The organism is Micromonospora sp. NPDC049081 (genome assembly GCF_040648835.1).
Taxonomy (GTDB): domain Bacteria; phylum Actinomycetota; class Actinomycetes; order Mycobacteriales; family Micromonosporaceae; genus Micromonospora; species Micromonospora antibiotica.
In genome coordinates, this window is the sequence record NZ_JBEZEK010000006.1 from 129,305 (window position 1) to 152,197 (window position 22,893).

Genomic DNA, 22,893 nt, shown 5'->3' on the forward strand with positions numbered 1-22,893 from the left:
ATGCGGCCCGGCCGGTGAAGTCTTGACCACCGCTGAGTGTCCCGTCAACCACCTGTACGGGTGCAGAGCTGCGTGAATCGGACGCCGGGTGGGCGGCGGACGCGCGGTTCACCGACCGGTGTCGATCAGTTCCCGCGCCGGATGTCGATCACTCCCGCGCCCGGCCGTCGATCAGTCGCCGCGCTTGGCCTTGATCAGTTCCAGCCGCTGCTGGGTCGTCTCGCCCTGCCGCTGGAGCGCCTCGACCCGTTCCTGGAGCGCCTCGGCGCTGTGCCGCAGCGCCTCCGCGTCGGCCTGGCGACGCTGCAACGCCACCGCCGCGCGACGCAACCGGGGCAGCCGCACCAGCACCGGACGGACCGCCAGGGCCAACACGACCAGCGCGAACAGCAGCACCACGAGAACGATCCACTTCACCACGGCGGCCAGCCTACCGGTCGGTCGGCGGACCCACCGGGCCGGCCGAGAGCACCGGGGTGGCGTACGCCTCCAGGGCGGCGGTGGCCTGGGCACGGACCTGGGCAGCCAGCTCGACCGGGGCGAGGACGGTGACGTCGGGACCCAATCCGAGCACGAAGCGGCGTGCCCAGCCGAGATCGGTCACCCGCAGCGACACCACCCACCGGTCACCGTCGACCTCGACCCGCTCACACGGGTAGTACTCGGTGATCCACCGCTCGCCCCGGCCAATGCGCAGGGTGATCAGCGGCAGGTCCGGGGACGGCTGGAACACCCCCTGGCGCAGGTCGTGCGGGCGGGCCTGCGGCGGCACCACGGCGGGCTCGTCCAGCTCGACGACCGCGTCGATCCGGTCGGCCCGGAACAACCGGACCGCCTCGGCGCGGCGGCACCACGCCTCGACGTAGGCCCGACCATCGACCATCAGCATCCGCAGCGGGTCGATGACGCGCTCGGTGCTCTCGTCCCGGGCTGCGGTGTAGTAGGTGATCCGCAGCGCCCGGTGCCGCTCCACCGCCGCCCGCAGCTCCTGCACCCGCTGGCTCTCGCCGGGGAGTCGGACAGCCACCGGGGCGCCGACCAGGTCACCGGCCGCATTCTCGATCTTGGCGAGGGCCCGCTCGACGGCCTCCCGGTTGGCCACCCCGGGCGTCTCGGCGAGCATCCGCAGCGCCACCACCAGGGCCAACGCCTCGTCCGGGGTGAGCCGCAGCGGCCGGTCGATGCCGGCGTCGTAGGTGATGGTCACCCGGTCGCCGTCGAAGGCCATGTCGATCAGGTCACCCGGGCCGTAACCGGGCAGCCCGCACACCCAGAGCAGCTCCAGGTCCTCGCGGAGCTGCCGTTCGCTGACGCCCAGGTCACCGGCGGCCTCGGCGATCTCGATGCCCGGTCGGGCCAGCAGGTAGGGCACCAGGTTCAGCAACCGGGCCAGCCGGTCGGCGGAGGTACGCGCGGCGGGGCGGGTCATCGGGCACCCCCGGCCACGGCCAGCTCGTCGTGCCGGGCGGCGATCTCCTTGAGTCGTTGGATCACCGCGTCGCGTACCTCGGGAGGGTCCACGACCCGGACGTCCGGGCCGTAGCCGACGAGCTGCCCGGCCAGCGACTCCGGATCGGCGTAGGGCAGCACCAGGTGGTCGCCGTCGGGGCCGGGCACGCTCTGCACCGCCCACCGGCGCAGCCCGGCGGCCCGCCCGGGCGCGGCCAGCACGGTGGCCCGGCCGGTCCGCTCGACCGGCCCGGACCAGGTGGCGACGTGCGAGATCAGGTCGAGGCCGGCGGGTGGTTCGTAGCCGCCCGGCGCACCGGTGGCCCGGACCGCGCCCACCACCCGGGACAGCCGGAAGCAGCGGGTCGCCGCCCGGTCCCGGTCGTGGCCGACGACGTACCAGCGGCCCCGCCAGCAGACCACGCCCCACGGCTGCAACCGGCGTCGGGTCGGCGCGTCCCGGTCCGGCACCCGGTAGTCGAAGGTGACCTCCCGGCGGTCCCGGGCGGCGGCGGTGAGCGGGGCGAACGACGGGTCGACGGTGACCATCGGCTCCAGGCCCAGGGTGGCCTGCGGGTCGACGTCGACGCCGGCCGCGCGCAGCTTGGCCAGCCCGGACGAGGCGGCGGCGGCCAGCCCGGCGTGCTGCCACAACCGGGCGGCGATGCCCACCGCGGCGGCCTCGTCCGGTTCGAGCGGGATGTCGGGCAGGGCGTACTCGCGGTGGGCGATCCGGTAACCGGGCTCGGCGTCGAACACGCTGGCCGTCCCGGTCTCCAGCGGCACCCCCAGCTCGCGCAGTTCCGCCTTGTCCCGTTCGAACTTACGCTGGAACGCCTCGTGCTCCCGGGCGTCGTCCGGATCGTGTTCGTAGCCGGGAACGGTCGCGGCGATCTGCGCGGCGGTCAGGAACCGCCTGGTGGACAGCAGACAGATCACCAGGTTGACCAGGCGTTCGGTACGACTCCGCGACACGGGGTGAACGCTAGCAGCCCACCCGCGAAACCCGTGCACCCACGCCGGACCCCCATCCCCCACCCAACCCCCCATCCCCCGCCACGACCCCACCCTTCTGCGGTGATCAAGAGGTTTGCGTCATCCGTAGAGATCAATTTGACGTAACGCTCTTGATCACCGGGGGCAGAACCCGGCCGGCTCTCCGGGCGGAGCCGGGACAACAGACTTACGGTGACCGCATGTCGGAAGGTGAAGTCAAGACCGAGAGCGTCGGCACGGTCGTGGTGGCGGGGGTGGCCAACCTCGCCATCGCGGTGGCGAAACTGGTCGCCGGGGTCGTCTCCGGCTCGGCGGCGATGCTCTCCGAGGCCGCCCACTCGCTCGCCGACACCACCACCGAGGTGCTGCTCTACCTGGCGTTGCGCCGGGGCGCCCGGCCCGCCGACGTCCGGCACCCGTTCGGGTACGGCAAGGAGAGCTACGTCTGGGCGTTCCTCGCCGCGTTGTTCACCTTCGTCGCGGGGGCCGGCTTCGCCATCACCCACGGCGTGACGACCATCCTGGTCCACGAACACAGCGGCGACTACCTGATCTCGTACGTGGTGCTGGCGGTCTCCTTCGTCATCGAGTCGGTGTCGCTGACCCGCGCGGTACGCCAGGTGCGCAGCGAGTCCCGCCGGTGGCGGACCACCCCCCGCCGGTTCCTGCGGCTGACCGCCGACACCACCGTCAAGGCGGTGTTCCTGGAGGACAGCGCCGCCCTGGTCGGGCTGCTCATCGCGGGCGTCGGGGTGGGCCTGTCCGAGTGGACCGGTGACGAGCTGTGGGACGGTCTCGCCTCGATCCTGATCGGCCTGCTGCTACTCGTCGTCGCCACCGTCCTCGCCCGCAGCAACCTCTCGCTGCTGGTCGGTCGGGCGGTGCCCGAACGGCTGCACCGGGAGATCGAACGGGAGCTGGCCGGCCTGCCGACGGTGGACCGGATCGACACCCTGCTGACCATGCAGCTCGGCCCGGCGGACATCCTGGTGGCCGCCAAGGTCGACTTCCGGGACGAGGCGACCGGGGGCGACATCGAGGCCGACGCCGACGAGGCCGAGCGACGGCTCACCGCCCGCTATCCGGAGATCGGGTACGTCTTCCTCGACCCCACCCGGTCGCTGCCCGGCGTCGCCGGTCGCCGCGCCCGGCGTACCCAGGACGAGCAGGGCCCGGTGACCGACGCCCGGGTCACCCGGGGCGGACCCGACCCGGCGACCGACGCCGGCGACGCCCCCGGGCGGCCCGACCGACCGGCGTAACCGGCCCGACCGCCGTAACCGCCGTGACCGGCCCGACCGGGGCGACCGGCGTGACCGGCGGGACTGGGCCTGCCGGCGGGCCGAGGTGGGTCCGGGCCGACCTGCACCGCGGGCGGGCCGGACCGGGCGGCGGCGGACCCGCACGCGGTCACCCGGCCGGCCGGCGATACCGTGCCGGGCATGGTGCGATGGCGGTCCGGGACGGTCACGGCGGTACGACGGCGGTGGGCCGGTGCGGTGGAACTCGACGTCGCCCTGCCCGACGGGACCACCCTGCGTGCGCTGGCCTACCCGGAGCTGGTCGGTGACCCGGTCCCCGGCGACCGGGTGCTGCTCAACGCCGGTGCGCTGCTGATGGGCCTCGGCACCGGCGGGTACGCCCTGGTGGTCGCCCTGCCCGACCGGCTGCCCGCCGACCCGCCGCAGGCCGGGGACACCCGCGACGCCGGTCACCTGGTCAAGGCCCGGTACACCCCGTTGCAGCCGATCATGCTGGGGGTCGACGAGGAGGCGTCGCCGCACCACACGCTGCTCGCCACCGTCGACAGCCTGGACGGGATGCCGGTGGTCACGGCCGACCTGCACTCCGCCCTGCCGGCCATCCTCGCCGGCATCCACGCCGACGCCCCGCAGGCCCGGGTGGCCTACCTGCTCACCGACGGTGGCGCCCTGCCGGCCTGGTTCTCCCGCACCCTCGACGGGCTGCGCGACGTGCTCGTCGGCACGGTCAGCGTCGGGCAGGCGTTCGGCGGGGACCTGGAGGCGGCCACCCTGCACACCGGCCTGCTGGCCGCCCGGCACGTGCTCCGCGCCGACGTGGCGATCGTCGCGCAGGGGCCCGGCAACCTGGGCACCGGCACCCGGTGGGGGTTCTCCGGCGTCGCCGTCGGCGAGGCGGTCAACGCGGTGGCCGTGCTGGGCGGTCGGCCGGTCGGTTCGCTGCGGATCTCCGACGCCGACGCCCGCCCCCGGCACCAGGGGGTGTCGCACCACAGCCTCACCGCATACGGCCGGGTGGCGCTGGCCCCGGCGGAGCTGGTGGTGCCGGACGGCCTGCCGGTGGAGCTGGCGGCCCGGGTGGATGCCGCGTTGGCCCCGCTGGCCGACCGGCACCGGGTGGTCCGGGTCGACACCGACGGTCTGGACGCCGCGCTGCGCGCCCTGCCGGTGCGGCTGTCCACGATGGGTCGTGGGCTGGACGCCGACCACGCCTACTTCCTGGCGGCGGCCGCCGCCGGCCGGCACGCCGCCGCGCTGGCCGACACGCCGGCCAGCTGACCCGTCCGGCGCGCTGACCCGCCCGCCCGCAACCCCGGCCGGTGCGGCGTCACCCCGGTCGACGTGGCGGCACCCCGGCCGGTGCGGCGTCACCCCGGTCGACGCGGCGGCACCCCGGTCGACGCGGCGGCACCCCGGTCGACGCGGCCCCACCGACCCGGCACGGCGACCCCGGTCGGCTGGAGTCGGCGGCGGATCCGGGAGGGCGGGCGGCGCGGGTCCGGTGCCCGGACAGGCGGTGGGCGTCGTGCCCGGGCCCCGTTCAGTCGCCCGGCTGGTCCCCCGGCCGGCCGTCGGCGTCGACCGGTCGGGCCGCCGCCCAGATGTGGCGGAACTGGTCGATCCAGTAGGCGTACCAGCGGTCGCTGTCGCGCCGGTGGAACTCCAGGTGCATCCGGCCCGAGGTGGACTCGTTGTGGAAACCGTGCAGCTCCACGATCACCCGGCCGTGCCGGCTCTGCGGGTCGATCGCCACCAGGCTGAACCCGGGGTTGAAGTCGAGCACCCGATGCTCGACGACGCCGGGGACCGGCCAACCGGCCATCGCGGCCAACCGGCCACGGGTGGTGGTGATGGACGGCCGGAGCCGCTGCAACGCGAAGTCGACCGCGTCGTCGAGCTGCCGTACGGCCTGCTCCACCGCCGGTGACGCCGGATCCAGCAGCACCACCCGGACGACCCCACCGGGCCGGGCGAGCACCGACGTGCGCAGTGCGTCGCAGTGGGCCGGCGACAGGATGTTGACCGCCGACGGCGCATAGACCCACACCTCCTGGGCGGTACGCAGCCGGTCCGGGAACGGTCGGGCGTCGAACGCCACCCGGTCGTCGAGGAAGGCGTCCAACGTGCCCGCCCGCTCGTCGGGGACGGTGATCCGGTACACCAGCAGCGCGATGCCGGCGAGCAGGACGCTCCACAGCACCTCCACCGGCACCAGGTCACCGAAGGCGGAGACGACGGCGAGCGCCGCGGCGACCAGGGTCACCGCGTACGCCTCCAGATTGCGTCCCCGCCGGACGTCGTGTCCGATCCTGCGCACCGTCCCGGCCATCCGCCCCTCCTGTCGTCTCGGTCGTCGATGGCACCGCGTCGGGGCCGGTCGCCTCCGCCGGGTGGCTGGGCTGCTCACCGGCCGGGTCAGTCCGGCGACTCGGCGGCTCCCCCGGGGCGTGTCCCGGCGATCTCCCGTCGACGCCACCGGCGCAGATACGCCCGGGCCCGTCGACGGGTCTGCGGCGACATCCCCTCGTCCCCGGCGATCCGGGCGAGGTCGTCCTGCACCGCCGTACGCAGCGCCGGCTCCCCGGCCACCCGGATCGCCAGGTTGATCAGGGCGTCGTTGCCCGACTGCAACCACTTGCGCAGGATCGGCACGGCGTCGCGCTGGTTGAGCAGTTCGGTCCGGAGCTTGCCCATCCGGTCGACGTACTTGACGCGCAGGCTCTCCACCAGGGCGTGGTGCGCCTTGCCGAGGCTCTGCAGGTCCGCCGACTCGCTGAGGGCGCCGGCCACCTCCAACGCCTGCTGCCAGCGCAACAGCCCGGTGATGATGTCCTGCAGGCGCTTGTCGTCCGACTCGGTGTCGAACGGGGCGGACCCGGTGTCCGACGTCGGGTCGCTCGCCGCGGACTCGTCCGGACCGATCAGCGAGGTGGGGTCGACCAGCGAGGTGGGACCCGCGTACTGCTTGCTGATCCGGGCCAGTTCCTCGGTGAAACCGGCCTGCACCGAGTAGGAGATCTCGACCGGGTCGAGGTCCGGCACCTCCACCTTGATCATCGCTGAGGTGAGCGGCCCGTCGGGCAGGTTCAGGGACACGTCGACGTCCTTCAGGTTGACCGTCATCCTGAGCGCGTCGAGCGCCCGTGCCGGCGGAACCTGCAGGGGATGCGCCCGGAGCAGGGGCAGTTGGTCGCCGGGGGGTCCCGTCACCGGTCCGCTCCGTCCGGCGGGTGCGGCCGTGGGTCGATCTGGAAGTCCGGTGCGCCGTCCTGCGGGTCGGGCGTCGTCGCCGCGTCGTGCCGGGGTACCGGGTCCACGGTGAACACCGGTTGGATCGCCTCCGTCGCGTCCGCCAGCCGGCGTACCACCTCCGACCAGAGACGGCCGAGTTCCTCCACGGACAAGCCGCCCGTCGACCCGTCCGCCGGCACGTCGGCGTCCGGTGCACCGTCCGCAGGCGCCCTACCGGCGGCGGCCACCCGGGAGATGGTCAGGCCCACCTCCTGCCGCCAGATGTCGAGCGCGTCGTGCAACCAGTCCGGATCGGACTCCGGCAGGGCGTCGACCTGCATGATCGCCCCGCCCAGTCGGGCCACGCAGTCCTCGTCGAGCCAGGCCAGCAGCGGACCCAGCTCCCGCGTGATCCACTCGACGACCGCGTCGACCGTGACGAACATCTGCTCCGGCAGGGCCTCCACCCGGACCGTGTCGCCGCGGCCGTAGTTCGCCCGCGCCCAGTCGGTCACCGCCAGCGGACAGAACAGGACGATGTGCGAGCCGTTCGGATCGACCGATTCTCGCCACCATTCGATGACCGCCGTCAGTCGGACCCAGAAACCGGGGTCCGGGGAGGACAGGTCACACAGTTCACCGACGACGACGGTGTCCGCGCCCCGGGCCCGCAGGCCGAGCCACCGGCCGATCGCGGTCAGGTCCGCCCCGCCGCGCAGGCCGGCGGAGGACAGACCCTCGTCGAGCCCCGCGAGCAGCCACTCCGCCGTCCGTCGGCGGGTACGTTCACCGTCGATGCCGATCAGGGTGACCGGCCCGGCGAACGCCGACTCCCGCAGCCCGGCCAGTTGGTCGACGGTGAGCAACGGAGGGGTCGCCGCGGGCCGCAGCACCGTCCAGCCGGCCGACGGCGACGTGGTCGGCGGCACAGCGGCGGACGAGGCGCCCCCGGACAGGCCGAGGCTCTCCGCCAACTGGTTCAGGATGTCGGTCGTCGCGTCCTCGTCGTCCTCGCTCTCGTCACCGACCACCAGGTGGAAGTCGGCCTCCACCCAGGAGTGTTTGAGGCTGTACCGGCCCAGCAGGTACAGCGGCGTGAGCTTGCGGTAGAGGGTGCTGAGCGGGACGTTGAGCCGGCACCAGCCCCACCCGTAGACGACGTCGAAGTCGTCGAGGAACTCCACCAGCGCGGCACGCATGTCCCGGAGTTGGGTGCCGTGCTCGTCGAGCCGGGTCGGTTCCAGCCCGGCGATCAGCATCTCCGCCGCGTCGACCAGCACCGGGCGGGCCCGTTCGCTGCCCTGCCGGCGGAGATCGAACATGCTCGGCTTGTGCCCCACCGCCTCGATGTGGCGCGGCACGATGGAGCCGGCGGCGATCATGTGTCGACAGAGGTGTTCATAGAGATACCGGGCCGGGTCGGTCACCATGACCGCGTTGAAGTAGCCCTGGTTCATCAGCTCGGCCAGGTTGGCGATCGCCGTCAGGTCGCCGTCCGCCGCGTCGGTCGGTGTGGTGTACCGCTTCAGGAAGTCGTCCCGGGCCAGCGACGAGGAGCGGAAAGCCCAGAAGTCGCCGATCTTCTGGTCGTCATTCTTGGTCGGCGCCCGGTCCCCGCGCAGCGCGTCGACGAACCGGGTCGGTCGGGCGTGGTTGAGCAGCGCCGCCCCACCGTCCAGACCGATCACCAGGGCCGAGGACACCTTGCTCTCCCGGTTCGCCCGCATCCGTTGGGCCAGGTCGGCCACCTGCAGCTCGGACCTCTTCACGTCAACTGCTCCGTGACGGCCCGCATCAGGCCGGCGAAGCTGCCCAGCTTCCCGTCGATGAACCTCGGGCTGTAGTTGCGCTGGGCCATCAGCGACAGCACCATCGGGGCGTCGGGGAAGGCGATGTTGGCGTAGTAGAGGGGGGAACGGTCCCGGCTGAACGCCTGCAACACGTTGAGGTGGAAGAAGGAGTACCCGCAGACCACCGCCGGTCGACTGGTGACGTCCCGGACGAGCTGCTCGATGCGCTCCTCGTACCGGATGATCTCGCGGCTGGTCATCAGGTTCAGCCCGAGGTCCAGCCCGCCGTGCAGCTTGATGATCCGGATCCGGGGGCTACCCGGTGCGGTGATCTGGAGCACCGCCGCCTCGGGCCGGTACTGCGGCACGTCGATCACCCGGTAGTCGTGGTGTTCGCGCAGCCCGGCGGCGGCGAGCGCCTGCTCCAGAAGATCGTCGATGTTGACGGTCACCACCATGTCCGCGTACCCGCGGGTGAGCAGCCCGACCAGTTGGCGGTACGGCGAGTCCGGGGTGAGCGGACGCTCCAGGTACCGCCGGAACAGGCCGGCCCGCGCCACCCCCGGCCCGAGCCCGTCACAGAACAGGTCGAACCGGTACTGGGGGCTGCCCCACGTGTCGACGTCGTCGCCCAGCACGGCGGCGAGCAGCTCCGCGTTGAGCGGCACCCCGTCGTGCACCGAGCAGCCGGCGCCGAGCCAGAAGAAGGGCTTCTCCGCCGACGCCTGGTCATCCCGGAACTGCCGCAGATGCCGGACCAGTTCCCGCACACTGTCCTGCGCGGTCATCGCTACCTCCGTAGGTGTCGGAGCAGGGTCAGGTCCACCACCGGTTCCTCCGACCACGCCTGCTCGGAGACGGGATGCCAGGCCGGGCCGGTGCCGGGCAGCAGGGAGGCGACGCCGCCCTGGACGTAGTGGCCGTAGGTGCGCTCGACGTCGCGCGCCATGTCGTCGTGGCCCAACTCCCGCAGCGCGGAGACCGACTGCCGCACCCAGTCGCGGATGTGCATCGGCTGCTGGTACGTCTCCAGCGCGGTCAGCAGCTGCTGCCGGGTCAGCTGCCCGGTCGGCCCCTGCGGGCCGGTGGACGAGATGACCCCCATGACGGTGTCCGAGACGACCTTCTGGATGTCACCCGGCGCCAGCCCGTGCGACCTGCGGGCCAACTCGACGACGTCGATGTCGTCGGCACGCACCCCGGCGTCGAGCTGGTCGAGGTGCACCTGGAAGATCTTCGCCCGGACCTGCTCGTCGGGCAGCTCGACGGGGATCATCTCGTCGAAGCGGCGCAGCAGTGCCAGGTCCATCGCCCAGAGCCGGTTCGTGCAGCCGAAGAAGATCACCGCGGCCTGTGACTCACGTAGCCGGTCGATCTCCTGGAGCAGGTGCGAGGTGAGCTGCACCCGCCAGTCCTGACCGCCCTCCCGGGACATGCCGATCGAGTCGATCTCGTCTCCGAACAGGATCGCCGGTTGGGCGTCGATCGCCTGGTCGAAGATCTCCGACACCCGCTTCTCGTCGTCACCGACGTAACGGTTCAACACGTCGTTGAGACGCATCCGGAAGATCGGCAGTGGCCGGCCGTGTCGACGCCGGTACTCGCCGCTGAACGCCCGGATGAGGAAGGTCTTGCCGCATCCCGACGGTCCGAACAACAGGATGGACCTGCTGGGTGACTGGTGGTAGCGGGCCAGCCGGTCGGCGAGGCCCTCGCTGTCGAGGTCCCCGAAGTAGGTCTCGAAGATCCGCTGACGTAGCCGCCCGGTGAACGTACCCGCCTCGTCCGCGCCTCCGACCTGCGCGAACGTCGGTTCGGTCGAGCCGGTCACCGGTCGGGACCCCGACCCCGGCTCGGCGGCGTCCACCTCCGCGGGCAGCCGGGGGTGCCGCGGCTGCAGGGCCCGGACCCGACGCAGGTCCGTCGCGCACTGCTCCGGCCGGCCCAGCTCCTGGTGCACGTACGCGCGGGTGGCCAGCACCTCGGCGGACAGGTACCGGCCCAGCCCGCCGGGCAGCGGCGCGGCGTCGAGGAGCCCGGCGAGCCGGTCGCACGCCGCCACCGCCTCGACCGTCGGTTGCTGCTCGAACCCGGCCAGCAGCCGTGACAACGCGTCGGTCAGACTGTTCGCCACCAGTTCCTGGTGGGTGCTGCGCCCGATGGCACGCAGCAGCGAACCGACCGCCCGCTCGTGCTCGCCGCGCAGGTGATGCAGGTGACCCAGCAGCGCGGCGGCGTCCGAGCCGGCGCCGAACTCGTCGAGGGCACGGGCCAGGTCCGCCTCGGCCACCGCGAGGTCCGCCGGGTCGGGCTGCCCGTCCCCGTCCCGCAGCAGGGTCCAGGCCCGGCCGTAGTACGGCTCCCACTGGTCCGCGCCCAACTCGATCGCCTTGGCGAAGTGTTCCCGGGCCGACCGGAGGTCGTCCCGGCCCAGTGCGTCGACACCCTCGTGGTAAGCCGACGTCCAGACCTTCTCGGGCTCCATCAGCCACCTCCCTGCGTCCCGTTGACCGGCCACACGACACAGCGGGAGACGTGGGACCGTCCCCGACCGGCGGTCACCCGGATGCCGCCGTGCGCGCCGATGCCGTCGACCAGTGCGTCCGCGACGGTGACACCGGCGGCGACCGCCAGCGCCCCGTACGCCGCCGGCGTCAGTCCACCGGCGAACAACTCGGTGTAGCCGGTGCAGTCGCCGATCGCCCGCGGGTCGGTGTCCGCCGTCGCGGCCACCAGGACGTGCGGGGCGAACTCCGCCGTGGCGAACAGCCGCTGGAGCTGGTCCAGCACCGGCCCCGGGCCACCGGTGAACAGCACGCACACCGGCCCGGTCACCCCGGTGGGTGGCACGACGCCGGTACGGATCCAGGGATTGTCGTCGTCGGGGGGCGTGCCGCCGGCCGCCGGGGCGGACCGCTCCGGCGGCGGGTCGGGTTCGCGGGCGGAGCTGACCAGCGCCGCCAACTCCTCCAGCCGGGCCTCGTCCGGGCGGGGCACCACGTCCAACTCGAAGTCGGACCAGTCCCGGTCACCGGTGGCCTTCGGCACCGACCCGATCGCCCCGACGGTGTCGACGATCGAACCCAGCAGCAACGTCGCTGCCACGGGGGCTTCGACGGCGTCCGTGGGCAGGTCGACCAGGACCCGGCCGGCCGAGCCGAGCGGCTCGACGGAGAAGTCCGGCCGTTGGAACGTCATCGCCACGGCCCGCCGCAGGACGCTGACGACGCCCAGGGCCCGGTCGAGCAGGAGGGCGGCGCGGCGCAGGTCACCGGTGTGGTGGAACGTCAGCCCGGCGCGCTCGAAGACCATCGCCACGGCGTGCGTGCGGGACGCGTCGGCGTCGTCACTGGCGTAGGCGCGCCTGGTAAGCAGGCCGACGGCGTAGACGATGGCCCTGACCACCGCGTCGGCGGCCGGGTCCGCACAGTGCGGCAACCGGGCCAGCAGACACTGCGCCAGCAGGTCGCGCAGCGCCGGGGCCCGGTCCAGTTCCTCCAGCCACCAACCCGCCTGCCCCTGGCCGTCGAGCTGGGGTCGCAGCCGGTGCCAGCCCGGGGGGACCGTACCGACCGGCGTCTCCCGGATCCACACCACCGGCCAGCCCTGCCGGGACAGCGTGTCCCCCCACGCGCCGATCCGGGCTTCGGTCACCGGGGTGCCGATCAGCCGGCAGCGGACGCCCGGGCCGATCCGCAGGCTGGCGACGCCGCCCCGGTCGGCCAGGCCGACCCGCAGCGGCACCCCGGGCGGGGCGTCCGGGTAGCCGGTCAACCGGGCCGGTCGGCGGAACGGGTCCCCGCTGGCCGGGGGCACGGCCACCCGGGTCGGTGCCGACGCCGGAACGACGGGCGGTGGCACCTCCCGCAGCAGTTCGGCGTCGGCGAGCAGGGCCGGCAGGAACCACCCGCTGCGCCGACCGACCGTCCGCAACTGGCGGGCCGCCACGGGCAACCGGTGACGCAACACCCGGCCGTCGAGCAGTGACACGAGTTCGGGTAGCCGGGCCTCCAGACCCCGCTGCATCATCCAGTCGCCGATGCGCAGACCGTGGGCGAAGGCCCGGTGCAGCTCCCGGTCGGAGCCGAGCCGGGAGTGCTCCTCGACCAGCATCCGGCGGTAGCGCCAGGCCGCCGCGAGGACCGGATCCACCCGGTTCGGGCGCCACGGGTCCGGGCCCGGCCCCACCGCCGCCTCGTCGGTGAGGGCGCTGGCCAGGTAGAAGCAGGCGTACGCGGTGGTGGGGTCACCCAGCCGGAGCAGGGCCCGCCCGCACCAGACCAGTTCCGTGCGCACCTCGGACTCGAGCCAGCCGGACAGCCTCTCGTCCCCGACGATGGTCAGGAGCTGCTCGACGATGATCCGGTATTCGCCCAGGCCGTACCAGACGTCACCCCGGGCGAGGTAGGGACCGGTCAGATCGCGCAGCAGCCGCCGTTCGACACCCTCCGGATCGGTGGCCGGCGACTCGCCGTACGGCAGGTCGTCCTCGCCGTCGAAGAGGGCGGCGAGCCGCTCCCGCTTCGGCTCCGGGCCCTCCACCCCCAGCGGTGCCACCGATGCCGGCACGGGGACCGGTTCCGACGGGCGCAGTGCCGGCTCCTGGGCCAACGCCGCCAGCTCGGACAGCTCAGCCCAGTCCGCCCGCAGGCCGGTGCCGACCAGGTGAACGGTGTGCGTGAGCAGCGCGTGGGCCAGGCCCGGCAGACCGAGTGCCGCCCAGCCCCGGATCACCGCCAGCCACCAGCCGCACCGGCCGGTGTGCAGTTGGGCCAGCAGTTTCCCGTATCCGGCCGGGACGGTGTCACCGGGGTCGGCGGCCGGTACGAACACCGCAGGGTCCACGGCCAGCATGACCGCCGCACTGAACTCGCGGGCCACGACCACCCGCTCACCCGCGTCGAGCAGCCGCGGCCAGTTGCCCCCGACCTTTCCGCGCCGGCCGATGGTCAACTCCCCCGCACCTCCTCCGGTCGTCCCCACGCTCAGAACCGGCACAGGACGTGGTCGATGCGACCGTGCAACCGGCCGAGGTGGTCGGTGCAGATGGTGGCCACCGACTCCTGCCCGGCCACGCTGACGATGTGCTGGGTCAGTCGTTGCGTGCGCAGGTCGAAGGCGGCGATCTGGTTGCCGCCGTCGTCGTCGAACAGGGCGTAGAGGGTGTCGCCGCCGAGGGACAGGTCCCGCACCGGCCACCGGTCCCAGGGTGGGTCGAGGGCGATGTCGACCAGCGGTGTCCCGTCGTCCTCGGCGGGTCGCCAGAGCCGGAGCCGGCCGTCCTGCACGGCCCCGAGCAGCGGCGTCGACCCACCGGACTCCTTCCAGCGGGGCAGCAGCCGACACTGCGCGGACGGCAGGTCCCCCCGCGTGCCGGAGCCGAGCGACGTGCGCTCGCCCTCCTGGACGAGGGGCAGCCGGTGCCACTGCCGGGCGGTACGCACCCAGACCGCCTCCGGGTCGCCGACGGCCTCCAGCGGATCCCCCTCCAGTGGGGGCAGCGCGAGTCGGGCGAACTGGAACCGGAACCGGGTCCCCTGCTCCGAGTCCTCGGCCGCCGAGGTCTCCATCCGCAGGACGTGGTGGTTGGCCATCAGCACCCAGAGCATGCCCTCCTGGTCGTAGTGCACCGAGACGGGCGGCGACTCGATCCGGACCGGCCAGACCAGCCGCCGGGATATGTCGAAGCGCTCCATCAGCAGGTCACCCGGGGTGTAGGAGTAGCACTCGCCCCGGTGTACGGCGATCCGTTCCTTGAACCGGGTGGAGGCCAGCCGTAGCCGTCCCTGGCGACCACGGGTGTGTCGCAGCCGCCGCTGGACCGCCTCCAACTCCTCGACGCAGCCGGGGTCGGCACCGGCCGTGAGCGCCACCTCGACCAGGAGCCGGAACTGGTCGATGCCGGCGTCGGTGCCCCACCGGCGACGGGGGCTGGCCGCCGCGGTCAGCAGCGTGGCCAGCCGGGACTCCGTGGCCACGCCCAGTGCGGGCAGCAACTCGGCCGGCCCTGGTCGGCTCGGCCGGTCGTCGTCGTCCCGGTCGACGCACTCCTCCAGGAACCGCTGGTGTCGTTCGGCGGCGCTGTCGGGGCCGGTCATCCGGACCAGGTAGTCGTCGAGCGCCTCCAGTTCGGTGCCGGCGAGCCGCCAGAAGCCCACCGGGAGTCCCCACTCGCCGGCGCCGACCACGGCGGAGACGTACCAGGGCGCGTTGAAGTGTGCCTGGTGCATCTTGTGGTCGGTCCCCGACATGAACGGCTTGCCGCCGACGTGTGAGTGGTACCAGCCGACGATGTACTCGTCGACGCTGTCGGCGAGCCGGGCGGCGATCGCCTGGATCGACGACTGGTCGAACTCGAAGTGCACCGCGCTGGCGTTGTCGCTGGGCACCGCCAGGTGGTCGGTGACCGTGACGATCCAACCGGTGCCGTTGACGAAGTGACGGCCCAGCAGGATGCCGCCGACCTCGGTGCCGGCCTGCTGCGCGGACTGCCGCCGGATGCCGCTGAGTACGGTGTCGTCGACGTGCAGGGTGACCACGGGGCCGGACCGCAACAGTTCACTCGACGGTGCCGGGTTGTGCTGGGCGAGCGGGCGGCGGACGGGTTCGATGCGGAAGTCCGGCGAGACGTCCATCAGGTCGCCGCCCCCGCCGTCCGGTCGCCCGCGCGCGCCTCCCGGGTCATGATGAGGGTGTGGCCGGCCTCCACCTGCGCCGACCGCAGGGTCTCGGACACCCCGAGGAAGCGGTTGCGTTCCTGCCACATCAGCCGGTACGGGATCACGTTGCCCGTCTGGTCCTGTTGGGGGAAGGGCAGGGCCGGGTTCGCCACGATCTTGGCGATGATCCCCTGCACGGGAATGTCGAGCGGGAGGCTGACGTCCCACTTCTCGGTCAACATGGTGGTGGCCAGGATGACCGGGATCGATTCGAGCGGCGGATTCGTCATGCGTCACCTTCTGCCGGTGTGGACCATTCCTGGATGCGGTTCACCGAGATGTCGAAGTCGAGATCCTGCTCCGGCTGGCCGAGCAGGGTGTGGGCGGAGGTCTCCTCCGCCCGCCGATGGACCGCCTCGAACAGTGCGCCGACGGTCAGGTCCGTGGCGATGAGGGCGATCTCCACGCCGGTGTAGGTGCCGAGGCGGCACACCGTCTGCAACAGGTCCTGGAACGTCCCCGCATGCCACTGCACCGCCGGCACCTCGGCCTGGATGAGCACGCACCCCTGCACCAGCAGGAACTTCGCCTGTCGGCTGTGGACGTTCCACTCCGACACCAGCCGCAGCACGGGTCCCCGGGCGGTGAGACCGACCTCCCGTTGCAGCAGGGCGCGCAGGTAGACCCAATGCGGCGTCGACTTCACCTCGATCAGCAGCGGGTAGTGGTAGCCGGGCACCGGGCAGCGGTAGCCGGTGACGACGGTGTTCTCGTCGACGACCTCGCAGGTCCAGCCGATCTGCGCGAACAGGGCGGCGATGGCCTTGCCGTCAGGCCTGCTCATCCGGGCCCCCCTCCCGTCCGGTCGAGTCCGGCTCGACCGCCGGCAGGCCGGGTTCGACCGACGCCGGACCCGGCCCGGTCGACGGCAGGTCGGGACCGGCCGGCGGCGGGCTCGCCCGCGGTCGCAGGTCGAGGTCGAAGGCCAGGTCACGCACGGGTGTTGGATCGATCGGCACCACTGGTTCGTCGGCCTCCAGGTTGATCCCGAGCCACCGGGCCGCCCCGCGGTCCAGCGGGTCGTAGATGTTGAACGACTTGTACTGGACCAACTCGCACAACTGGACGCAGAGTTCGGCCACGGACATGCCGGGGTACCAGATGTCGCCGGTGCAGACCCGGGGCGGCCGGATGTTCGGGTGGAAGATCGGTGTCTTCCACACGATCTCCGGGGGCAGCAGCGGGAAGCTACCGCCCAGGGTGAGGGTGAACTCGTGGTGCGACGACAGGCCCAGCTCCTCCTGGTTGAACACCAGGCCACGGCAGGTGAGCACCACGTCGTACCGGGTCGGTGGAAGCCCGTGCGCGGTGAAGGTCACCATCGAGCTGGCCCTGACCAACTGCCGCATGTCGGTGTACTCGGTGTCCAGCCGCCGGTCGCGGGGCGTCATCGCCATGTCAGCTCCTGCCTCTGCCGGTACGCGCCGCCGGGTCCTGCGGACCACGAGGCGCCGGGGCCTGCGGACCACCGTCCGGCGGCACCCGGGGCGGCGCACCACCGGCGCCGCCCCGACCTCCGTCGGAGCCCACCGGTTCGGCCAGTTCGAAGACCACGGTCCCCCCGCTGCCGTGCGCCTCGACCCAGCTCCAGCGGGGGAAACCCGTCTCGTGCGGCGACAGCCGGTGCCACGACTGCGTCCCGTCGATCTGGTCGACCAGGTCGAGGGCCACCTCGGCGGCGCAGGTCGGGCACCGGACCGGGCGGTCCCCCGGGTGGACCCGGTGGACCTCGTCCTGCCGGCCGCAACCGAGGCAGCTCCAGCCGCGCAACACCGTCAGCGGCAGGCGCAGCACCACCTCGTCGTCGGCCCGCGCCGTCCGCCACCGCTCGAGGATGTCGACCCACCGGTCGGTGGCCCACGAGCCGGGGCTCCCGGTCGGCACCGCCGGGGTCGGGTGCAGCAGGCAGTCCGGGTTCACCGGGATGCCGACCTGCCAGAACCGGTCGTAGGCGAGGTCGAAGCGCAGTTCGTGGCCGATCGGCACGGTCATGTCGTGCCGGTCACGGCTGAGCCACCGCATCGCCTGCTGCGCCATCGACGCCCCGACGGTGGAGGCGACGGTCGGGGTGGTGGGCACCCCCCGGGCCGTCTCGGCACGGACCCGGTAGGCCAGGCAGGAGTGGCGCAGGGCGAGGTCCCGCAGGTCCTCGTCGGTCAGCCCGCAGACGTAGCACGGGCCGTCCGGCGGCAGGTAGAGGCGCACCGCGCCCTCCCAGGTGGTGAGGCCGCCGTCGATCAGCAGGACACCGGCCTGCCCGGCGAGTTGGCCGAGCGCCACCCGGGCGGCCACGTTGTCCAGGCAGCCGAGCACCACGTCGGCGCGGTGGAGCAGCCCGGCCCCGAGACCCGTGCGCAGGTCGTCGGCGATCACGTCGACCTGACAGTCCGGGTTGAGTTCACCGGCGGCCCGTACGACGGCGTCCACCTTGGCGGCGCCGACGTCGGACGGTCGGTAGAGCACCGACCGGGAGAGGTTGCCGACCTCGACCGTGTCGAGGTCGACGACGGTGATCGTGCCCCAGCCGAGCAGGAGGAGGTTCTTCAGCACCTCGTTGCCGAGGGCACCCGCGCCGGCGACCACGGCGTGCGCGCCACGTACCTCGTCCTGGTCCCACCACTCGATGTCGGCCAGCCGGGAGTAGCGGTCCTGGGTCATGTGGTCACCACCCGACCCACCGGCACCGGAACCGGCACCATGTGGCAGTCGCGCGAGTAGCACCGCGCGCCACGCAGGTACTCCCAGCAGTCCTCGCAGTAGCCCTCACCGCACAGGGGGCATAGCACCACCTCCGCATCGACGGTGAAGGTGGTGTGGCACTGCTGGCAACGGTGCCCGACCAGCACGTGCCCGGTGGGCAGTCGCAGCTGACGGACCTCGGAGAACCACGCCAACTGACCGGCGAAGGCCACCCGGTCACCGTGGTGCAGGACGGCGAGTCCGATGATCCGTCGACCGTTGCGGACGACGTCCACCCCGTCCGGGATGATCAACGAGTGGCCCGCCCGGGACCGGGCGAGCCAGACCCCCGCGCCGTCTCCCGCGGTGTCCCGCAGCTCGGCGGTGGGCAGTCCCGCGCACGGCAGGTAGCCGTGCGTCCCCCGTTGGGGCAGCTGCACGGTGAAGTCGTCGAAGTCGAGGTACGGACCGACGGCGGGGATCTCGATCATCAGCACCCTCCACGACCGGTTCCGGAGCAGCACTCGCGCGGCGGTGACCGGGGGCCGGTGGATCCGTGCCACCCGGAGCACCTCACGCACGGTGTGCGTAGGGAGACCCAGTGTTCTATGAGGATGCAAGTGCGGGGATCGACCGATGGTCCAGTGAGGACTGTCGACACAGCCCGGGCGGGTGACCCGACGGCAGTTTCCCGGCGCCGGGCCGGCCGCAGCGGGCCGGCAAGGCGACCGACCCGGCGGCGGTACGGCGTCCCTGACCTGCTGGATCGGCATGGACGGGGGCTCTCGGCCGGCGGACCGGACCACCCGTCCCCCGCCGACTGACCGGTCGGCGGGGGCACTGTCGGATCAGCGTCAGTCCGCCGTGTAGCCGTGCGTCACGATCCGCGCGGCGGTCTCCTCGTAACCCTCCCCCTCGGGGGCGAAGGTGCCCAGGCCGTCGACGTACCGGTTGAACATGCAGAACGCGGCGGCGATCAACACCGTGTCGTGGATCTCCAGGTCGGTGCCGCCCTCGGCGCGGGCCGCCTCGACCAGCTCGCTGGTGACCTGCCGGCCACCGGCCTGCACCGCCGCCGCGATCCGCAGCAGGGTGCGCAGCTTCGCGCTGACCGGCGCGGTGTCCAGGTCGGCCCGCACCTGGTCGACCAGGGTCATCCCGGTGGGCAGCTGGGCGGCGGCGAACGCCGAGTGGGAGGCGCAGCAGAACCGGCACTCGTTGAGCCCCGAGACGTAGGCGGCGATCAGCTCCCGCTCACCCGGCGTCAACGTCGGGTGCGGGGTGCGCAACAACACCTCGGCCAGCTCGTTCAGCGGCTTCGCGGTCTCCGGCCGGTACCGCATCGGCCCGGTGATCCCCGGGAACGCCTTCTCGTCGAGACCCAGATCGATGTGCGCCACCGGCACCCCCTGACTCGTCGGCCGCCCCGGCGGGCTGCCGTCGCACCAGGGTGCCAGCTCCGCGGCCCCCGCTCATCTTCCGGAGTGCTCGACCGGACCGACCGGTGCCGACGGCGGCCCGACCGGAAGGGGTCAGCCGACCAGGAAGATCACCGCGAGCCAACCCACCACGATGACGACCAACGCCACGGTCAGCACCCAGGTCGGCACCGTGTACTCGCCCCGGCGGTTGCGGGCGATCTCGTCGCGGATCTTCGCCCGGCGACGATCGATCCAGTTGAGCCGCTGGGTGTCGCCGCTCTCGCGGTCGGCGGGTTCGGAAGTGTTCATCGCCCCGCCAGCGTACCGGTGGGGTCGGCGGTCGCTGCCGGCCGCCGACCCCACCGGGTCACATGCTGGCGATCAGGCGTTCGACCCGCTCGTCGTACGCGCGGAACGGGTCCTTGCAGAGCACGGTGCGCTGCGCCTGGTCGTTGAGCTTCAGGTGCACCCAGTCGACGGTGAAGTCACGCCGCTTCTCCTGGGCGTGCCTGATGAACTCGCCGCGCAGCCGGGCCCGGGTGGTCTGCGGCGGCGTCTCCTTGGCCTCGAAGATCTCCGGGTCGGTGGCCACCCGGTCCACCTGACCGCGCCGCTCCAGCAGCCCGTACAGGCCCCGGCCCCGGCGCAGGTCGTGGTAGGCCAGGTCCATCTGCGCCACCCGGGGGTGCGACAGCGGCAGGTCGTGCTTGCGCTGGTAACGCTCGATCAACCGGAGCTTGCTCACCCAGTCGATCTCCCGGGCCACCGGGTCGAGGTTGCCGTCCTCCACCGCGTTGAGCACCCGGCCCCACAGCTCCACCACCCGCTTGGCGGTCTGGTCGCCACCGCGGCGCTCGACGAACTCGGTGGCCCGCGCCAGGTATTCCTGCTGGATCTCCAGCGCGCTGACCTCCTTGCCGGAGGCGAGCCGCACCTTGCGCCGGCCGGTGATGTCGTGTGACACCTCCCGGATGGCCCGGATCGGGTTCTCCAGCGACAGGTCACGCATCACCACGCCGGCCTCGATCATCCGCAGCACGATGTCGGCCGAGCCGACCTTGAGCAGCGTGGTGACCTCGTTCATGTTGGAGTCGCCGACGATGACGTGCAGCCGCCGGTAGCGCTCGGCGTCGGCGTGCGGCTCGTCGCGGGTGTTGATGATCGGCCGGCTGCGGGTGGTCGCCGAGGAGACGCCCTCCCAGATGTGCTCGGCCCGCTGGGACAGGCAGTAGACCGCCCCGCGCGGGGTCTGCAACACCTTGCCCGCCCCGCAGATCAGCTGCCGGGTGACCAGGAACGGGATGAGCACGTCGGCCAGCCGGCCGAACTCACCGTGCCGGGACACCAGGTAGTTCTCGTGGCAGCCGTACGAGTTGCCGGCCGAGTCGGTGTTGTTCTTGAACAGGTAGATCTCACCCGCGATGCCCTCGTCGTGCAGCCGCTTCTCCGCATCGACGAGCAGGCCCTCCAGGATCCGTTCACCAGCCCGGTCGTGGGCGACCAGGTCGGTGACCGAGTCGCACTCCGGAGTGGCGTACTCCGGGTGCGACCCGACGTCCAGGTAGAGCCGGGCCCCGTTGCGCAGGAACACGTTGCTCGACCGCCCCCAGGACACCACCCGACGAAACAGATACCGGGCGACCTCGTCGGGGGACAGCCGCCGCTGCCCGCGATAGGTGCAGGTGACGCCGTACTCGGTCTCGAGGCCGAAGATTCGCCGCTCCATGATGTGACACTAGCCGCCCGGAGGGCCGGTTCGTCACTGTCACAGCACAGGTAGTGTGCTTCGGTCGCTCAGATCCCGTCCGAGTACGACATTCCGTCCGGCCCCAGCCCGGCCACGAACGCCCGGCAGGCGGCATAGTCCGGCAGCGTCCCCGCCGCGCGGACCTGCGCCAACGTCGGCGCCGCCGCGTCGCGGGCGGACAGTTGCGGCACCTCGGCCGGCCACTCGATGCCCAACTCCGGGTCGAGCGGGTGCACGGCGTGTTCCCCGGTCGGGTTGTAGGTGGTCGAGCAGAGGTAGGTCAGGGTCGCGTCGTCGCTCAACGCGCAGAAACCGTGCCCCAGCCCCTCGGCCAGATAGACCGCCCGCCGGTCGGTGTCGTCCAACCGGACGCCCTCCCAGCGGCCGAAGGTCGGCGAACCGGTGCGCAGGTCCACCACCACGTCGAGCACCGCGCCCCGGACGCAGGTGACGTACTTGGCCTGGCCGGGCGGGACGTCGGCGAAGTGGATGCCGCGCACCACACCCCGGCCGGAGATGGACAGGTTGGCCTGGGCCAGCCGCAGCGGGTGCCCCACCGCCTCGGCGAGCTGGTCGAACCGGTACCACTCCATGAACAGGCCGCGCGGGTCACCGTGCTGCTGCGGGGTGACCTCCCAGGCGCCCTCGATGCTCAGCGGGCGAATCTTCACCGCACCCCCTCCGTTACCGCCTGGGCCGCGCGCAGCACCGCCTCGTCGTGCTTGTCGGCCAGCAGGCCCAGCAGGTAGTCACCGTAGCCGCTCTTGGTCAGCGGCTCGGCCAGGGCGCGCAGCTGCTCGTCGTCGAGCAGGCCGGCCCGCCAGCAGACCTCCTCGACGCAGCCGATCTTCATGCCCTGCCGTTCCTCGATCACCCGGACGAACTCGCCGGCCTGCATCATCGAGGTGAAGGTGCCGGTGTCCAGCCAGGCGGTGCCCCGGTCCAGCACGGTCACCGACAGCTCACCGGCCCGCCGGTACGCCTCGTTGACCGCGGTGATCTCCAACTCGCCCCGGGCGCTCGGGGTGAGGTTGCCGGCGATCTCGACCACCCGGTTGTCGTAGAAGTACAGGCCCGGCACCGCGTAGCGGGACTTCGGCCGGGCCGGCTTCTCCTCGATCGACAGCACCCGGCCGTCGGCGTCGAAGTCGACCACCCCGTACGCCTCGGGGTTGGCCACCGGGTAGGCGAATACCCGCCCGCCGACCAGGTCACCGTTGTCGGCCAGCTGCCGGCCGAGGCCGACGCCGTGGAAGATGTTGTCGCCCAGCACCAGCGCCACCGAGTCGTCGCCGATGAAGTCCGCGCCGAGCACGAACGCCTGCGCGATGCCGTCCGGGCGGGCCTGGGCGACGTACTCCAGCCGCAGCCCCCACTGGCTGCCGTCGCCGAGCAGCCGCTGGAACTGGTCCTGGTCCTCCGGGGTGGTGATCACCAGGATCTCCCGTACCCCGGACATCACCAGCGTCGACAGCGGGTAGTAGACCATCGGCTTGTCGAAGATCGGCATCAGTTGCTTGGACACCGCGCGGGTGATCGGCCACAGCCGGGACCCGGTGCCACCAGCGAGAAGGATTCCACGCACCGGGGGAGCCTACC

The 22,893-nt window shown here is 72.5% G+C and carries 22 protein-coding genes; 2 read left to right on the top strand and 20 right to left on the bottom strand.

What is annotated here, in order from left to right; genetic code table 11:
- Positions 1–171: 171 nt before the first annotated feature.
- The 3 genes from AB0B63_RS12040 to AB0B63_RS12050 are packed head-to-tail and all read right to left on the bottom strand — an operon-like array spanning position 172 to position 2,424.
- Entirely contained in the window at positions 172–420 is a 249-nt protein-coding gene (locus AB0B63_RS12040; protein WP_208566129.1) for a hypothetical protein, read from the bottom strand.
- 10 nt (positions 421–430) lie between these two features.
- A complete protein-coding gene (locus AB0B63_RS12045; RefSeq protein ID WP_208566130.1) occupies positions 431–1,429 on the bottom strand; it encodes a YafY family protein in 999 nt (332 codons plus the stop codon).
- Positions 1,426–2,424: a WYL domain-containing protein gene (locus tag AB0B63_RS12050; RefSeq protein WP_219461573.1), complete on the bottom strand. Its 999-nt coding sequence runs from the start codon at positions 2,422–2,424 to the stop codon at positions 1,426–1,428. Before AB0B63_RS12050 ends, AB0B63_RS12045 begins: the two co-directional genes overlap by 4 nt.
- A 221-nt stretch (positions 2,425–2,645) precedes the next feature.
- Here AB0B63_RS12050 and AB0B63_RS12055 point away from each other — a divergent pair, with 221 nt between their 5' ends.
- Positions 2,646–3,707: a cation diffusion facilitator family transporter gene (locus tag AB0B63_RS12055; protein ID WP_357017380.1), complete on the top strand. Its 1,062-nt coding sequence runs from the start codon at positions 2,646–2,648 to the stop codon at positions 3,705–3,707.
- 180 nt (positions 3,708–3,887) lie between these two features.
- Positions 3,888–4,985 (top strand): DUF3866 family protein, encoded by a 1,098-nt coding sequence (locus AB0B63_RS12060; RefSeq protein ID WP_357017383.1) that lies wholly within the window; start codon positions 3,888–3,890, stop codon positions 4,983–4,985.
- Positions 4,986–5,247: 262 nt separating this feature from the next.
- On the opposite strand, the gene AB0B63_RS12065 is transcribed toward AB0B63_RS12060, so the two are convergent.
- The 17 genes from AB0B63_RS12065 to rfbA form a co-directional block, all read right to left on the bottom strand.
- Positions 5,248–6,036, bottom strand: a complete 789-nt coding sequence (locus AB0B63_RS12065; protein ID WP_208566134.1) for a hypothetical protein — start codon at positions 6,034–6,036, stop codon at positions 5,248–5,250.
- 86 nt (positions 6,037–6,122) lie between these two features.
- Positions 6,123–6,917 (bottom strand): hypothetical protein, encoded by a 795-nt coding sequence (locus tag AB0B63_RS12070; protein WP_357017386.1) that lies wholly within the window; start codon positions 6,915–6,917, stop codon positions 6,123–6,125.
- Positions 6,914–8,707 carry a hypothetical protein gene (locus AB0B63_RS12075; protein WP_357017389.1) on the bottom strand — a complete coding sequence of 598 codons (1,794 nt, stop codon included), beginning with the start codon at positions 8,705–8,707 and terminating at the stop codon, positions 6,914–6,916. Before AB0B63_RS12075 ends, AB0B63_RS12070 begins: the two co-directional genes overlap by 4 nt.
- On the bottom strand, positions 8,704–9,516 hold the full coding sequence (locus AB0B63_RS12080; RefSeq protein ID WP_208566137.1) for an SIR2 family protein: 813 nt from the start codon (positions 9,514–9,516) through the stop codon (positions 8,704–8,706). The genes AB0B63_RS12075 and AB0B63_RS12080 overlap by 4 nt, the downstream gene beginning before the upstream one ends.
- Before the next feature lie 2 nt (positions 9,517–9,518).
- Positions 9,519–11,213 (bottom strand): AAA family ATPase, encoded by a 1,695-nt coding sequence (locus AB0B63_RS12085; RefSeq protein ID WP_357017392.1) that lies wholly within the window; start codon positions 11,211–11,213, stop codon positions 9,519–9,521.
- A complete protein-coding gene (locus tag AB0B63_RS12090) occupies positions 11,213–13,681 on the bottom strand; it encodes a hypothetical protein (protein ID WP_357017395.1) in 2,469 nt (822 codons plus the stop codon). The genes AB0B63_RS12085 and AB0B63_RS12090 overlap by 1 nt, the downstream gene beginning before the upstream one ends.
- Positions 13,682–13,713: 32 nt before the next feature.
- Complete coding sequence (locus AB0B63_RS12095; protein WP_208566140.1) at positions 13,714–15,363, bottom strand: Mov34/MPN/PAD-1 family protein; 1,650 nt, start codon at positions 15,361–15,363, stop codon at positions 13,714–13,716.
- Complete coding sequence (locus AB0B63_RS12100) at positions 15,363–15,677, bottom strand: hypothetical protein (RefSeq protein WP_208566141.1); 315 nt, start codon at positions 15,675–15,677, stop codon at positions 15,363–15,365. The genes AB0B63_RS12095 and AB0B63_RS12100 overlap by 1 nt, the downstream gene beginning before the upstream one ends.
- Complete coding sequence (locus AB0B63_RS12105) at positions 15,674–16,231, bottom strand: hypothetical protein (protein WP_208566142.1); 558 nt, start codon at positions 16,229–16,231, stop codon at positions 15,674–15,676. The genes AB0B63_RS12100 and AB0B63_RS12105 overlap by 4 nt, the downstream gene beginning before the upstream one ends.
- On the bottom strand, positions 16,218–16,844 hold the full coding sequence (locus tag AB0B63_RS12110; RefSeq protein WP_357017401.1) for a ubiquitin-conjugating enzyme E2: 627 nt from the start codon (positions 16,842–16,844) through the stop codon (positions 16,218–16,220). The genes AB0B63_RS12105 and AB0B63_RS12110 overlap by 14 nt, the downstream gene beginning before the upstream one ends.
- 1 nt (position 16,845) lies before the next feature.
- A complete protein-coding gene (locus AB0B63_RS12115) occupies positions 16,846–18,105 on the bottom strand; it encodes a ThiF family adenylyltransferase (protein WP_357017404.1) in 1,260 nt (419 codons plus the stop codon).
- Positions 18,102–18,617 (bottom strand): hypothetical protein, encoded by a 516-nt coding sequence (locus AB0B63_RS12120; RefSeq protein ID WP_208566145.1) that lies wholly within the window; start codon positions 18,615–18,617, stop codon positions 18,102–18,104. Before AB0B63_RS12120 ends, AB0B63_RS12115 begins: the two co-directional genes overlap by 4 nt.
- 363 nt (positions 18,618–18,980) lie before the next feature.
- Entirely contained in the window at positions 18,981–19,526 is a 546-nt protein-coding gene (locus AB0B63_RS12125) for a carboxymuconolactone decarboxylase family protein (protein ID WP_357017407.1), read from the bottom strand.
- Positions 19,527–19,658: 132 nt separating this feature from the next.
- Complete coding sequence (locus tag AB0B63_RS12130) at positions 19,659–19,856, bottom strand: hypothetical protein (RefSeq protein WP_208566147.1); 198 nt, start codon at positions 19,854–19,856, stop codon at positions 19,659–19,661.
- 58 nt (positions 19,857–19,914) lie between these two features.
- A complete protein-coding gene (gene pafA, locus AB0B63_RS12135) occupies positions 19,915–21,273 on the bottom strand; it encodes a Pup--protein ligase (RefSeq protein WP_208566148.1) in 1,359 nt (452 codons plus the stop codon).
- Between the two features lie 68 nt (positions 21,274–21,341).
- Complete coding sequence (gene rfbC, locus AB0B63_RS12140; RefSeq protein WP_208566149.1) at positions 21,342–21,965, bottom strand: dTDP-4-dehydrorhamnose 3,5-epimerase; 624 nt, start codon at positions 21,963–21,965, stop codon at positions 21,342–21,344.
- A complete protein-coding gene (gene rfbA, locus AB0B63_RS12145) occupies positions 21,962–22,879 on the bottom strand; it encodes a glucose-1-phosphate thymidylyltransferase RfbA (RefSeq protein WP_357017412.1) in 918 nt (305 codons plus the stop codon). Before rfbA ends, rfbC begins: the two co-directional genes overlap by 4 nt.
- Positions 22,880–22,893: the final 14 nt, after the last annotated feature.

What these genes read in the sequence shown, in the direction of transcription:
- AB0B63_RS12045 (WP_208566130.1), bottom strand. Translation starts at nt 1,429, where the DNA reads ATGACCCGCCCCGCCGCGCGTACCTCCGCCGACCGGCTGGCCCGGTTG.
- AB0B63_RS12055 (WP_357017380.1), top strand. Translation starts at nt 2,646, where the DNA reads ATGTCGGAAGGTGAAGTCAAGACCGAGAGCGTCGGCACGGTCGTGGTG.
- AB0B63_RS12060 (WP_357017383.1), top strand. Translation starts at nt 3,888, where the DNA reads ATGGTGCGATGGCGGTCCGGGACGGTCACGGCGGTACGACGGCGGTGG.
- AB0B63_RS12065 (WP_208566134.1), bottom strand. Translation starts at nt 6,036, where the DNA reads ATGGCCGGGACGGTGCGCAGGATCGGACACGACGTCCGGCGGGGACGC.
- AB0B63_RS12080 (WP_208566137.1), bottom strand. Translation starts at nt 9,516, where the DNA reads ATGACCGCGCAGGACAGTGTGCGGGAACTGGTCCGGCATCTGCGGCAG.
- AB0B63_RS12085 (WP_357017392.1), bottom strand. Translation starts at nt 11,213, where the DNA reads ATGGAGCCCGAGAAGGTCTGGACGTCGGCTTACCACGAGGGTGTCGAC.
- AB0B63_RS12095 (WP_208566140.1), bottom strand. Translation starts at nt 15,363, where the DNA reads ATGGACGTCTCGCCGGACTTCCGCATCGAACCCGTCCGCCGCCCGCTC.
- AB0B63_RS12100 (WP_208566141.1), bottom strand. Translation starts at nt 15,677, where the DNA reads ATGACGAATCCGCCGCTCGAATCGATCCCGGTCATCCTGGCCACCACC.
- AB0B63_RS12105 (WP_208566142.1), bottom strand. Translation starts at nt 16,231, where the DNA reads ATGAGCAGGCCTGACGGCAAGGCCATCGCCGCCCTGTTCGCGCAGATC.
- AB0B63_RS12110 (WP_357017401.1), bottom strand. Translation starts at nt 16,844, where the DNA reads ATGGCGATGACGCCCCGCGACCGGCGGCTGGACACCGAGTACACCGAC.
- AB0B63_RS12115 (WP_357017404.1), bottom strand. Translation starts at nt 18,105, where the DNA reads ATGACCCAGGACCGCTACTCCCGGCTGGCCGACATCGAGTGGTGGGAC.
- AB0B63_RS12120 (WP_208566145.1), bottom strand. Translation starts at nt 18,617, where the DNA reads ATGATCGAGATCCCCGCCGTCGGTCCGTACCTCGACTTCGACGACTTC.
- AB0B63_RS12130 (WP_208566147.1), bottom strand. Translation starts at nt 19,856, where the DNA reads ATGAACACTTCCGAACCCGCCGACCGCGAGAGCGGCGACACCCAGCGG.
- pafA (WP_208566148.1), bottom strand. Translation starts at nt 21,273, where the DNA reads ATGGAGCGGCGAATCTTCGGCCTCGAGACCGAGTACGGCGTCACCTGC.